Origin of the sequence: Nocardia jiangxiensis NBRC 101359, from assembly GCF_000308615.1 — a bacterium.
Lineage (GTDB): Bacteria > Actinomycetota > Actinomycetes > Mycobacteriales > Mycobacteriaceae > Nocardia > Nocardia jiangxiensis.
Window position 1 is genome coordinate 488,177 of sequence record NZ_BAGB01000041.1, and the last position, 13,072, is coordinate 501,248.

The window sequence follows — 13,072 nt, forward strand, 5'->3', positions numbered from 1 at the left end:
TCACTGACGCACCCGCCACCGGTTCCCGCGCGCCGCCGACACGGTTCGCAAGACCCATCGAAACAGCTCGCCCCGGGACACCGGTCCCGGGGCGAGCGAGTCGAACTCGATCAGTCCAGCTGCAGTTCCGGCGAGTAGATGTCGAGCCAGGTGTGCAGGTCGACGGTGCGGTCCAGGTTGCCGCGCGTCATCGCGTCCATCCGCAGCGGATCCTGGGTCACCGCATTCTGCAACCACGCCCGGTCCACCAGCCCGAACACCGGCGAATCCTTCTCGGTCAGAATCTCTTTCGCCAGCTGCTGCAAGTTCGCCGCGTATCCCGGGTCCTGCGTCGAAGGGTAGGGGCTCTTGACGCGCTCGACGACCGACTGGGGCAGAACGTGTTTCGCGGCGTGCCGCAGCAGACTCTTCTCCCGGCCGTCGAAGGTCTTCAGCGACCACGGCGTGTTGTAGACGTACCCGACCAGCCGGTGATCGCAGAACGGCACCCGGACCTCGAGTCCGACCGCCATCGACGCGCGGTCCTTGCGGTCCAGCAGCGCCCGCACGAAACGCGTCAGATGCATGTGGCAGACCGTGCGCATGCGGTGCTCGACCTCGGACTCACCATCGAGGTGCTCCACCTCCGCGACCGCCGAGGCGTACTGATCGGAGATGAAGTTCTCCAGCTGAAGACGTTCGCGCAGTTGGGGTTCGAGCATCTGCCAGCGCCCCTCGCCGGTGATCGAGTTGTTGAACGCCAGCCACGGGAAGGTCTCCTCCTTCAACGCGACCTCGTCGTGGAACCAGCGGTAACCACCGAACACCTCATCGGCCGACTCACCCGACAGCGCCACCGTCGACTGCGCGCGAATCGCCTTGAACAGCAGGTAGAGCGAGGAATCCATATCGCCGAGCCCCGCCGGGATGTCGCGGGCGGTGATCACCGCGCGGCGCACCGTCAGATCCGACAGTTCGGACGGATTGAGCACGACGTCCTCGTGCGCGGAGCGGACCAGTGCGGCGACCTCGCGCACGTACGGCGAGTCGGGGGTGTCGCGCATCTCGTCGGGGACGAAATTCTCCTCCTGATCGGCGAAATCGACGGAGAAGGTGCGCAGCTGCTCGCCGTCGCGAGCCAGCCGGGTGGCGGCCAGACCGGTGATGGCGCTGGAATCCAGTCCGCCGGACAGCAATACACAGCGTGGTACGTCCGAGATGAGCTGACGGTCCACGATGTCGGTGAGCAGCTCGCGCACCTTCGCGACGGTGTCCTCCTGGCTGTCGGTGTGCTCCACCGCATCCAGCCGCCAGTAGGTGCGCTCGTGAATTCCGTTGCGGTCCACCGCGATCAGCGTGCCGGGCAGGACCTCGTACATGCCCTTCCACAGCGACCATTTCGGCTGCTTGGTGAACGCGAACAGCTCGCGCAGTCCGTCGTTGTCCACAACCTTGCGTGCGCGCGGATTCGCCAGGATCGCCTTGGGCTCCGAGCCGAACAGCACGCCGTCCGGTGTCGGGTAGTAGTAGAACGGCTTGATCCCCATGCGATCGCGGATCATCACCAGTTTCTCGGTGCGCTGATCCCAGATCGCGAAGGCGTACATGCCGTTGAGGTGATCGACCACCGACTCGCCCCACTGCAGGTAGCCGTGCAGCACGACCTCGGTGTCACTGTCGGTCCGGAAGGTGTGGCCCAGCGCCGTCAGCTCGGCGCGCAACTCGTGGAAGTTGTAGGTCTCGCCGGAGTACACCATGCCGATGTCGCCGGAGGGAGTGTTGATGCTCATCGGCTGGGTGCCGCCGGGCAGGTCGATGATGGCCAGGCGGCGGTGCCCCAGCGCACCGTGTGTCCGCACGAACGTGCCCCGCCCGTCGGGCCCGCGACAGGCCATGGTCTCGGTCATAGCGTCGAGGACACGCTGTTGCTGGGTCAGGTCGGAGTCGAACGACACCCAGCCCGCGATTCCACACATGTTCACGCCCTCCAATTAGTTAGCAACGATAACTACACGTAACTCCGTTGTAACACGCCAACATTCGCCGCCGCTAGACCTTCGTCGCCAGAAAGAATTGAGCCGTGTCGCAGCCCTCCGGGCGCGTCGCGATTCCCGGCCCACCGACCTCGCCGAATGCCGATTCCCACAACCGAAACGGCCGAGTCCTGGACGATTCACGTTGCTGCAAAAGCACTTTCGTGCTACATCGCCCGAATCACCGGACATCGCCGACAAATCGAACATCCACGGCAATGCGGACTTAACCTGTCAACGCCATACGCGTTGCAACACAGCTCGATTCGCGCCACACAGCGATCCCGACATCCGACGTGCCGCCGGTCGTCGGAACGATGACGACGTCGACATCCACCCAACGCGCCCGGTTCACCAACGAACCCGCGGACGGGCCGGATCGCCACAGAGCCGAGGCGTCGAGCCGACCGTCGCCCCGGGACGAAGCAGTCCGAGCGCCACTTTCCGGTCCGCTCCCACCGAGCACTGTCACCGACCGTCGCCCGTCGCCCGGGAAGACCCCGACGCCGCGCACCCATGCACAACCGGACACGCATCCCCCGGACGACCCGTTCTCGTCCGAAAGTTTGATTCGACGAAGCCGTCGACCAGGTATCGTCAGTGGGAAGTTAGGTAACCCAAAGTAGGCCGGAGCGTTGCCCGGGAACGAAGCGAGGACAGCAGCATATGCCCGACACCACTACTCCCTTCTCCGCGCAGATCCGCACCGCTACCGAGCGGCAACATGCCGATGCGGAGAACTCCACGTTCATGAGCGATATGCTCGGCGGCGGGCTGGGGGTCGCGGCGTTCTACCGGTACACCGGGCAGTTGTGGCATGTCTACAGTGCGCTCGAGGAGCATTGCGACGCACTGGCCACCGATCCGGTCGCCGGGCCGTTCGTCCGCCCCGAGCTGGCGCGGGTGGCGCACCTGGAAGACGACCTGGCGCATCTCGGCGGCGCGGACTGGCGCGAGGATCTGGATCCGCTGCCCGCGACCGCCGCCTATGCCGAACGGGTGCGCGAATGCGCACGGCAGTGGCCCGCCGGGTATGTCGCACACCACTACACCCGGTACCTCGGGGATCTGTCCGGCGGCCAGGTCATCCGCGGGACCGCCGAGAAGCTGTGGCAGTTACCCAAGCGTGGCGACGGCGTCCGGTTCTACGTCTTCGACCAGATTCCGAACCCGGCGGCGTTCAAGCGCGAATATCGCGAACTGCTCGATGCCCTGGCCGTGGACGATCTCGAGAAGCAGCGGGTGCTGGGCGAATGTCAGCGCGCCTTCGATTTCAACTCGGCGATGTTCCGCGAACTGGCGGCGGAATTCCCGACCCGACGGCAGGGCTGAGCCGACCGCACGCATCCGCGGTGCGGGATGCCCACAGATAACCAACCCCTCCGAGAGTTATCTGAAAACCGTTGACACAGATATCAATCGACGCCCTCACGTGGTGATACGTCACACACCACGGAGGGCGCCGTTTGGTTGCGGAGACAACGGCATGCCCGCTAAAGTTACTCACCAGTTAGGCACGACGGTGTTCCTACTGGGCCACAACGTCTGCTAGCGAAGCAGTCCGTCAGCGGCCGATCTCACGTCCGCATCCACCGGCGAATGTCGGACGAACAGTGCCATGCGCAGCCGAAGTTGTTGCGCCACACAATGTTCGACATGCAGGAGGGGCGATGGTTTCGTATATCGTGACCGGCGGCACCGGATTTCTCGGACGCCGGGTAGTTCAGAATCTGCTCACCGGTGATCCCGAGGCGGTGATCCACATCCTGGTGCGCGAGGCTTCCGCGGCCAAGCTCGCCGAACTGGCGCTCGACTGGCAGGCCACCGACCGGGTCTTCCCGCTGATCGGCGATCTGACCGCGGAAAACCTTGGGCTGCACGATGATCCGCCGCCGGCCGAGCACGTGATCCACCTCGGCGCGCTCTACGACATGACCGCCGACGAGGAAACCGCCTACGCCGCCAACGTCCAGGGCACCCGCGAGGTGATCGAGCTGGCCACCGGACTGGGCGCGATGCTGCACCACGTCTCGTCGGTGGCGGTCGCGGGCGATCATCGCGGCCAGTTCTTCGAGGATGACTTCGATCTCGGCCAGAACCTCGAATCTCCTTACCACCGAACCAAATTCGCGGCCGAGAAACTGGTCCGGGAAACGAAGGGGCTGCGCTGGCGGGTCTATCGCCCGGCCATCATCGCCGGAGATTCGACGACCGGCGAGATGGACAAGATCGACGGGCCCTACTACTTCTTCTCCGCCATCGCCCGGCTGGCCGCACTGCCCTCGGAACTGCCGATGATGCTGCCGGATCTGGGCTGCACCAATATCGTTCCGGTGGATTACGTGGCCGCGGCCATGGGCGAACTGATCCGCCGCCCCGGCCTGAACCGCCGCACCTTCCACCTGGTCAACCCGGAACCGCAGCCGTTCGCGGAGGTCTACGCCGCATTGGCCCGCGCCGCGGGCGCACCCGCCGGACTGGGCACACTACCCGGCAGCCAGAGCGCGTTGACCATGTTCGGCAAGGTCCCGGGCCTACCGCAGTTACGCGATTATCTGTTGCAGCAGTTCGGTATTCCGGCCGAGGTCGCGCCGCACGTCACGTTCGCCTCGGAATTCGTCTCCGATTCCACCCGCGCCCAGCTGCGCGGCATCACCCCGCCCGCGTTCGAGGAGTATGCCGGGACGCTGTGGGAGTTCTGGCGCAGCCGCCTGGACCCGGACCGGGCGCGCCGCACCGACGGCGACCCGCTGCGCGGACGGATCGTGCTGATCACCGGCGCGTCCTCGGGGATCGGCCTGGCCACCGCGCATGCGGTCGCCCGTCGCGGGGCCACGGTGCTGATGGCCGCCCGCAGCACCGACGAGCTCGAAGCCGCCGCGGCCGAGGTCCGCGCGAACAGTGGTGCGGCACAGGCGTACTCGTGCGACATCACCGACGAGAAGGCGGTCGAGTTGCTGGTCAAGCAGGTGCTCGCGGACCACCGCCACATCGACTACGTGGTCAACAACGCGGGCCGCTCGATCCGCCGCTCGGTGCTCAACTCCACCGACCGGATGCACGATTTCGAGCGGACCATGGCGGTGAACTACTTCGGCGCGGTGCGGCTGATCCTGGCGGTGCTGCCCGCGATGCGCGAACGCCGGTTCGGGCATTTCGTCAACATCTCCTCCATCGCCGTGCAGACCAAACTGCCGCGTTTCGCCGCGTACGTCGCGAGCAAATCCGCGCTGGACACGTTCAGTGAGATCGCTGCGGTGGAGAATGCCGATGCCGGAATCACTTTCACCTCGGTGCGGATGCCGCTGGTGCGCACCCCGATGATCGCCCCGACCGACCTGTACCGCTCCCTCCCCGTGCACACCCCCGATCAGGCCGCGGCGATCGTGGTGCGCGCGTTGACCGAACGTCCGGCCCGCATCGACACCCCGATCGGCACCTTCGCCCAGGTCGTGGACACGGTGATGCCCTCGGTGAAGAAGGCGATCCTGCACCGCGGTTTCCGGATGTTCGGTGAGTCGGCGGCGGCGAAGCCGGGTGCGCAGCGTCCGGACACCAGCGGAGCCGAAAGCCGAAACCCACTGCTGGCCCTCGCCCCGATCGTGCAGCCACTCATGGGAATGCCCGGCCCGGCCACTCGCATCACCAACCGGATTCCCGGTCTGCACTGGTGAGACCCGGTATCCGCTCCGACGTGACCGGTCACGTCGGAGCGGATACCGCTTTCGCACGGGATTCGCTCTGGCACAATCACACTGCGGGCAAGGGCTGCGACGGAAATTCACCCGAGCGCAGCCAGCACGCAGTGTCGGTCTGCCAGAGTCGAGGGTTATGAAGCTGCGTCGCCGCCTGATCGAAGCGATGATCGCCGTCATCGGCGTGGTGTTGATGGTCAGCTGCGGGGGTCACGGTACCGCACCGTCGAACTCCTCGCATGCCAACCCGGTGCCGCTGGTGTCCACCGACGATCTGCCCGCGGCGCAGCCCGGCGAGGTGCATCTGTTCGGCATCAACGATCTGCACGGCAATCTGGAACCGCCCGACGGGAGCAACGGGCACGTCGGCGCGTATCAGGCGGGGGGCGCGGCATATCTGGCCACGCACCTGGCGAAGCTGAAGGCGGCCTATCCGGCCAGCGCGATCCTGTCCGCCGGAGACAATGTCAGCGCCAGCCCGCTGGTCTCGGCGCTGTTCCACGACGAGCCCACCATCGACTACCTGGATTCGCTCGGGGTGGCCGCATCCGCGGTCGGCAATCACGAATTCGACCACGGCACAGCCGAATTGACGCGGTTGCAGGAGGGCGGTTGCGCGGCCGACGGCTGCTCCCCCGGACAGCCCTTCACCGGAGCCGCATTCCCCTATCTGGCGGCCAACGTCACCGATGCGTACGGTCAGCTGCCGCCCGGTTTGAAACCGTGGACGATGTTGCAGGTGGGCGGCCACAAGATCGGCGTCGTCGGCACCGTCACCCCGGCGACCGCCGATATCGTGATGCCCGACGCCATCCGGGGTTACACCTTCGGTGACGAGGCCGACGCGGTGAACAAGTACGTCCCGGAGATGGTCGCCGCGGGTGCGGAAACCGTGGTGGCGCTGGTACACGACGGCGGCGCGCAGCAGACGCACGGCGCGGCGATCGACTACAACGGTTGCGCGAATATCAGCCCGAACGTCACCGCCCTGGCCAACCACATCGATCCCCGGGTGAAGGTGCTGTTCACCGCGCACACGCATCTGGCCTACAACTGCACCATCGCGGGCAAGGTGGTCACCCAGGCCGCGTCCTACGGCCGCCTGATCACCGACGTCACGCTGCGCTTCCACGACGGCACCGTCGATGCGAAGGCGGTCAATCGCGTGGTCACCCGGACCGTGACCGCCGATCCGGCCGCCGCGAAGCTCGTCGGTTTCTTCGCCGATCAGGCCCGCCCGCGCGCCGCGCACGTGATCGGGACCAGCGCCGGGCCGCTGTCCAACGAGCCCACCCCGGGCGGGGATTCACCCCTCGGCGATGTGATCGCCGACGCCATGCTCGCGGCCATGGCGCCCGATCACGCCGTGGCCGCATTCATGAATCCCGGTGGCGTGCGGGCGGATCTGAGCGGCGGTGCGATCACCTACGAACAGGCGTACACGGTCCAGCCGTTCGGCAATGCGGTGGTGACCGTGGCCCTGACCGGCGAGCAGATCCTGCATCTGCTGGAGCAGCAGTGGGACAACAAGACCACGCCCGGTGTGCTGTCGGTGGCCGGTATCACCTACTCCTATTCCGATTCCGCGCCCACGGGCCACAAGATCCTCGACGACACCGTGCGGATCGCGGGGCAGATCCTGGATCCCCGTGCGGTGTACCAGGTTTCGACGAACAACTTCCTCGCCTCGGGTGGGGACGGGTTCAGCGTCTTCGCTCAGGGACAGCAGAGCGCCGTCGGTCCGGACGATCTGGCCGCCTTCAACGCCTATCTGGCGGACCGAGCGAAGATCGAACCGCCGACGAGCCGCGTGCAGCGCCGCTGATCACAGCCGGGCGGCCACCGAGGCACAGGCGTCCAGCAGGGCGGGGACGAAGATGTCGGCCTCCAGGACGCAGGCCGCGTGCCCGGCCCTGGCCAGGAAGATCTCCGCACCCGGGATCAGCTTGGCCATCTCCAGCTGCCGATGCACCGGCAGCGCCCGATCGCGCGTCGTGATCACCACTGCCGCAGGCACTTTCAGTGTGCCGAGCCAGGAGGAGGCATCGAAGGCGCCGAGTTCGGCGATGGCCTGCGTCATTCCCCAGCTGCTCACGCTGCGTATCTCCGAGCGGGCCCAGCGATCCAATCGCCCGGTCTCCCAGGAGATCTGGGGCAATCCGGGCAGATGCTCACCGGTGCTCGCCACCCGGCGCGACGCCGTCGCGGCGGTGAGCCGTCCGAATGCGCCCAGACCGGCGTGGAAGGCCCGTTCGCGCAAGGTCTCCCGGAAGCGATACGTGGTGGCGCACAGCACGATACCGCCGACCCGCTCGGGAAACCGGTGTGCGACGAGCTGGGCGACGATACCGCCCATGGAGTATCCGGCCAGGATCGGGCGTTCGACGCCGACCAGATCCGCGACCGCGATCACGTCTTCGGCCAGGTCGTCCAGATCGAAACGGGGCGAACGGATTCCGTGCCCGTGCCAACGTTGGTCGAACAGCACCACGCGATACGCGCGGGACAGTTCCTCGAGCGCGGGGAACCAGTTCAGCATCGCGGTGGTGACCATGCCGTGCAACAGAATCAGCGTCGGCGCACCGGCCGGGCCCGGAATGTCGACCAGATAGGTCCGGCCGCGGCCGGGCAGTTCCACCATCGTCCCGGCGGGCACCCGATCGAGCCGGGTGACCCGGCCGCCCAGCCGACGTCGCAGCGGCCTCGCCGCCGAGAACCGCGCGCCCGCCTGCCGGTTCGCCGCGTTCGGATCGGCCATCGGCTGCCTCCTGGTGCACTGCCCGCGACGGATGAGAACGTGTTCCACCCGATGATCGCATACGCCCGGCGGGCCGATATGCCCGGCTCAGGAGCAGACGGCCACCGCGGAAGTCACCGCGGACGACATCGGCCGCGAGACGGTGGCCGCTGGAACCTGCGCGGGAAGTGCGTAGAGACTGCGACCGGTGTGCTGCGAACGCCCCGGATCCACGACGATTCCCGGCACGACGACCTGATGACCGTCCGCATCGGTGACCAGGGCGGTGAACGGGCCATCTCCGGCGCCGGAGATGGTCCAGAAGTTGTCCGGGCGCCGCGTCAGGATATGCCCGCCACCTCCCGCCATGGGACGAATCTCCACCCGGCTCAACGGATTTCCGGTATCGGTGAACTGTATGCCCAGCCAATCGGCCGAGGAGCCCTCCTCGATCCGGTACACCAGATCCGGCGAAGGCGGCGGGTTGTGTACCCGGCCGATGCCGATCTGCGCGACGCCCGAGCCCGGATCGGCGATCCGCGCGAAGGCCGCGGCACTCAGATCGTATTGGTGCGCACCGCATCCCGGGCAGTGGTCCACGATCTGCGCCCGCACCGACCCCAGCGGACCGTACAGGTCGACGTATCCGCCGCAGGCCGCGCTGCCGTCGTATTCGTCCGTCGGTACCCCGACGTAGTAACCGTCCGAGGGCAGATCAGGGAACGAACACGCCACGTCCGGTCTGAACGTGTAGTACCGCGCCTGCGCGAGCACCGGCGGATCGACCCGTTCGGTGATCGGAATCCACTGGGACACCGGCGTTCTCGGCATACTCACGGTGGCCGGTCGCAGCCCCGCATCCGACGCGGCGGTCCGGCAGCCCGTCGGATCCGGACGCACCGCCCACACCGCGGCCGCGATCACCGTCACTGCGATCAGCGACGCCCACAACCACGGCCGCACGCTACGAGCATGGTCCTGCTGCGATACCCGATGCATCGACCCGCCTCCACCCTCTACTCGCCGTGTATCTCTCCAGCAAAGCATCAGATACTGAGACAAAGTGGGTGAATCACAAACTCTACCTGCATTACTCGGCGTGTCACCGGCGTGTCAGGGAATAAGTGCAGCGGCTCCCGCAAACTTTCCGTTTGCCAGATCCGAGAGCGCCCGGTCCGCAGCGTCCAACCCGTACGGGTGCACCGTCACCTCGAGCCGATGCGCATCGGCGAAGGTCAGGAATTCGCGGGCATCACCGCGGGTATTGGCCGTCACCGACCGAATCTCCCTCTCCTGGAACAGGTGACGCTGATAGTTCAGCACCGGAATGTCACTGAGATGGATGCCCGCGATCGCCAGCACACCACCGCGGTCCAGCGCCGCCATGGCCGGCGGCACCAGAGTGCCGACCGGCGCGAACAGGATCGCCGCATCCAGCGGGACCGGCGGCGGATCGGCAGCCCCCTGCGCCGAGGCCGCCCCGAGCTGCACGGCCAGCTGCTGCGCGGCCCGGTCTCGTGTCATGACATGTATCTCCGCCCCACGCGCCAGCGCCACCTGGGCTGCCAGATGCGCACTACCGCCGAATCCGTAGATACCCAGCCGCCCGCCCTCGGGCAGCGCGGCCCGCTGCAACGCCCGATATCCGATGATGCCCGCGCACAGCAGCGGCGCCAACTCCGCATCCGTGTACCCGGACGGCAGTGGGTGCGCGTAATCGGATGGCACCGTGGTGAATTCGGCATATCCCCCGTCGGCGTCCCAGCCGGTGTAGCGCGATCGCGGACACAGATTCTCCGCGCCGCGACGGCAGAACCGGCACACCCCGCAGGTGTGCCGCAACCACGCGATGCCCACCCGATCCCCGACCACGAATTCCTCGGTGGCCTCCGCGCCGCGTGCGACCACCTCGCCGACGATCTCGTGCCCGGGTACCACCCCGGGCCGGTGCACCGGCAGATCCCCCTCGGCCACATGCAGATCCGTGCGGCACACCCCACAGGCCAGCACCCGCACCAGCAGATCACCCGGACCCGGCTCCGGAACAGCTACCCGAACCCGAGTCAGCGGTGCGCCGGAGATCGGCCCCGGCCGGGTGACCTGCCAGGCGGTCATTCCGCTCGCATCCGCCGCCGGTCGACTCCTCGACTCACTCATGGCTTCACCTCGCTTCCGCTCGGCTGTGCACGTGACTCGCTCATGCTGTGCCCATCGGGCATGAGCGGGGGCCTGCGTGGTGACGCTCCGCTGCCGCCTCCGGCCCTGACCCGCTCATGCTGCGTCCATCTGGCATGAGCGGGGGGCCTACGTGGTGACGCTCCGCTGCCGCCTCCGGCCCTGACCCGCTCATGCTGCGTCCGCACGGCCGATCGGACGCATTTCCGCTGGCCGCTTGACTTCGAGCACACTCCAGATCGTAGCGTTGCACCCATGCGATTCGCCTTCAAAACCTCACCGCAGAACACCACCTGGGCCGACATGCTGGCGGTCTGGCGGGCCGCGGACCAGATCGACGTCTACGAGTCCGGCTGGACCTTCGACCACTTCTATCCGATCTTCTCCGATTCGACCGGCCCCTGCCTCGAGGGCTGGACGACTCTCACCGCTCTGGCCCAGGCCACCACGCGTCTGCGACTGGGCACGCTGGTGACCGGAATCCACTACCGGCACCCCGCGGTACTGGCGAATATGGCTGCGGCACTGGACATCATCTCCGACGGGCGGCTCGAACTCGGCATCGGCGCGGGCTGGAACGAGGAGGAGTCCGGCGCGTACGGCATCGAATTGGGCACCGTCCGTGAGCGACTCGACCGCTTCGAGGAGGCATGCCAGGTTCTGATCGGCCTGTTGAGCCAGGAGACAACGGATTTCGACGGCAAGTTCTACCAGTTGAAGGGCGCGCGCAACGAGCCCAAGGGCCCGCAGCAGCCGCACCCGCCGATCTGCATCGGCGGTAACGGCGAGAAGCGCACCCTGCGCATTACCGCCCGGTACGCCCAGCACTGGAACTTCGTCGGCGGAACACCCGAGGAGTTCGCCCACAAGCGCGAGGTGCTCGCCGCGCACTGCGCCGATATCGGCCGCGATCCGGCCGAGATCACCCTGTCCGCCCATCAGCGGCTGGAGCCCGGTCAGAGCTACCCGCAATTCCTGGAGCAGATCGCCGCATTCGAGGAAAAGGGCCTGGAGCTGGCGATCATCTACATCCCCACCCCGCACGATCCGGCGGTGCTCGAACCGCTCGCCGAGGCGATCCGCGATTCCGGACTGCTGAAGTCCTAGCCCGAACGAGCCGGCCCCCGCGCCGGCGCATGTCCGATGAGCGGGCACGACCATCGTGACCACCGCGATTCCGGCCTACCGTCGAAGAGGTCCTCACTACGGAGTGGGGACATCAACGACAGCAGTTTCGGAGGTCCGTGGATGTCGCACGAGGTGGTTCGCCGAGTCGAGGAGGTGGCCGGGAAATTCGCCGCGGCCGCCGATGCGACCGAGCGCGGGGGCAAGCTGTCCGACGAGAGCGTCGCGCTGGTCCGCCAGGCCGGCGTGATGCGCCTGCTGCAACCCGCCGAATTCGGTGGATATGCCGCGCATCCCCGCGATTTCGCCGAGGCCGTGATGGCCGTGGCGAAGCGGTGCGGCTCCACCGGCTGGGTGTGCGGGGTCGGCGGCGTACATCCGTGGGAGATGGCGCTACTGGACCGCCGCCTGCAGAACGAGCTGTGGGGCGAGAATCCGGACACCTGGATGGCCTCCCCATACGCGCCTCAGGGCACCGCGACCATCACCGACGACGGCTATATCGTCAAGGGCCACTGGAACTTCTCCTCGGGCACCGACCACTGCGACTGGGTCGTGCTGGGCGCGCTGGTGTGCACCGCGGACGGCGCACCGACCGCGCCTGCGCAGGTGATCCACGTGGTGATCCCGCGCAAGGACTACACGATCATCGACGACTCGTGGGACGTGATCGGCCTGTGCGGCACCGGCAGCAAGGACGTCGTCGTGGACGGTGCCTACGTGCCCGCCTACCGCACGATCGACTCCACCGAGGTCGCCGAGGGCGAACTCGCCGCCGAACGCGCCGGGCGCACCGAAACCCTCTACAAACTCCCGTTCTGGGCGATGTTCCCGCTCGGCATCACCTCCGCGGTGATCGGCATCTGCGAGGGCGCCCTGGCCGCGCATCTGGACTATCAGCGCGAGCGGGTCAATGCGATGGGCACCCGGGTCAAGGACGATCCCTATGTGCTGTCGACGATTTCGGAGGCGGCCGCGGAGATCGCCGCCTCGCGCACCCAGCTCATCGATGGTGTGAGCCGACTCTACGATCTGGCCGACGCGGGCAAACCGATCAGTTTCGAGGACCGTTCGCTGGTGCGCCGCAACCAGGTTCGCAGCGCCTGGCGCGCGGTCGACGCGGTGGACGAGATCTTCGCCCGCTCCGGCGGTAACGCCGCCCGCAAACGCACTCCGCTGCAACGCTTCTGGCGCGACGCCCACGTCGGCCTGCAGCACGCCATCCACACTCCCGGATCGCTGTACCACTCGGTCGCCCTGACCTCCATGGGCGTCGAGCCCGAAGGCCCACTGCGAGCGATGATCTGAGATCCGACGACTGTGCGCCC

At 67.2% G+C, this 13,072-nt stretch carries 9 protein-coding genes; 5 read left to right on the forward strand and 4 right to left on the reverse strand.

The genetic code is table 11. From position 1 onward, the window contains the following. Positions 1–110: 110 nt before the first annotated feature. Positions 111–1,955: an asparagine synthase (glutamine-hydrolyzing) gene (asnB, locus tag ON40_RS16300; protein WP_040823308.1), complete on the reverse strand. Its 1,845-nt coding sequence runs from the start codon at positions 1,953–1,955 to the stop codon at positions 111–113. Positions 1,956–2,678: 723 nt separating this feature from the next. Between asnB and ON40_RS16305 the strand changes: the two genes are divergently transcribed. The 3 genes from ON40_RS16305 to ON40_RS16315 all read left to right on the forward strand — a co-directional run bounded on the left by ON40_RS16305 (position 2,679) and on the right by ON40_RS16315 (position 7,532). Further along, positions 2,679–3,344, forward strand: coding sequence for a biliverdin-producing heme oxygenase (locus tag ON40_RS16305; protein WP_040823309.1), 666 nt, complete (start codon positions 2,679–2,681; stop codon positions 3,342–3,344). Between the two features lie 338 nt (positions 3,345–3,682). Continuing rightward, a complete protein-coding gene (locus tag ON40_RS16310; RefSeq protein ID WP_040823311.1) occupies positions 3,683–5,686 on the forward strand; it encodes an SDR family oxidoreductase in 2,004 nt (667 codons plus the stop codon). Between the two features lie 157 nt (positions 5,687–5,843). After that, a complete protein-coding gene (locus tag ON40_RS16315; protein WP_245567827.1) occupies positions 5,844–7,532 on the forward strand; it encodes a bifunctional metallophosphatase/5'-nucleotidase in 1,689 nt (562 codons plus the stop codon). Here the strand turns inward: ON40_RS16315 and ON40_RS16320 are convergent, their stop codons facing one another. The 3 genes from ON40_RS16320 to ON40_RS16330 form a co-directional block, all read right to left on the reverse strand. Further along, entirely contained in the window at positions 7,533–8,465 is a 933-nt protein-coding gene (locus ON40_RS16320; protein ID WP_083895675.1) for an alpha/beta fold hydrolase, read from the reverse strand. Between the two features lie 87 nt (positions 8,466–8,552). After that, on the reverse strand, positions 8,553–9,443 hold the full coding sequence (locus tag ON40_RS48185; protein ID WP_157186308.1) for an expansin EXLX1 family cellulose-binding protein: 891 nt from the start codon (positions 9,441–9,443) through the stop codon (positions 8,553–8,555). 114 nt (positions 9,444–9,557) lie between these two features. Continuing rightward, positions 9,558–10,559 carry a zinc-binding alcohol dehydrogenase family protein gene (locus tag ON40_RS16330; RefSeq protein WP_040823312.1) on the reverse strand — a complete coding sequence of 334 codons (1,002 nt, stop codon included), beginning with the start codon at positions 10,557–10,559 and terminating at the stop codon, positions 9,558–9,560. A 315-nt stretch (positions 10,560–10,874) separates the two neighbouring features. Between ON40_RS16330 and ON40_RS16335 the strand changes: the two genes are divergently transcribed. After that, positions 10,875–11,726 carry an LLM class F420-dependent oxidoreductase gene (locus ON40_RS16335; RefSeq protein WP_040823313.1) on the forward strand — a complete coding sequence of 284 codons (852 nt, stop codon included), beginning with the start codon at positions 10,875–10,877 and terminating at the stop codon, positions 11,724–11,726. A 141-nt stretch (positions 11,727–11,867) separates the two neighbouring features. Further along, positions 11,868–13,052: an acyl-CoA dehydrogenase family protein gene (locus ON40_RS16340; protein WP_040823315.1), complete on the forward strand. Its 1,185-nt coding sequence runs from the start codon at positions 11,868–11,870 to the stop codon at positions 13,050–13,052. Positions 13,053–13,072 lie beyond the last annotated feature (20 nt).

Coding starts and splice junctions, on each gene's coding strand:
- asnB (WP_040823308.1), bottom strand. CDS start 1,955: ATGTGTGGAATCGCGGGCTGGGTGTCGTTCGACTCCGACCTGACCCAG.
- ON40_RS16305 (WP_040823309.1), top strand. CDS start 2,679: ATGCCCGACACCACTACTCCCTTCTCCGCGCAGATCCGCACCGCTACC.
- ON40_RS16310 (WP_040823311.1), top strand. CDS start 3,683: ATGGTTTCGTATATCGTGACCGGCGGCACCGGATTTCTCGGACGCCGG.
- ON40_RS16315 (WP_245567827.1), top strand. CDS start 5,844: ATGAAGCTGCGTCGCCGCCTGATCGAAGCGATGATCGCCGTCATCGGC.
- ON40_RS16320 (WP_083895675.1), bottom strand. CDS start 8,465: ATGGCCGATCCGAACGCGGCGAACCGGCAGGCGGGCGCGCGGTTCTCG.
- ON40_RS48185 (WP_157186308.1), bottom strand. CDS start 9,443: ATGCATCGGGTATCGCAGCAGGACCATGCTCGTAGCGTGCGGCCGTGG.
- ON40_RS16330 (WP_040823312.1), bottom strand. CDS start 10,559: ATGACCGCCTGGCAGGTCACCCGGCCGGGGCCGATCTCCGGCGCACCG.
- ON40_RS16335 (WP_040823313.1), top strand. CDS start 10,875: ATGCGATTCGCCTTCAAAACCTCACCGCAGAACACCACCTGGGCCGAC.
- ON40_RS16340 (WP_040823315.1), top strand. CDS start 11,868: ATGTCGCACGAGGTGGTTCGCCGAGTCGAGGAGGTGGCCGGGAAATTC.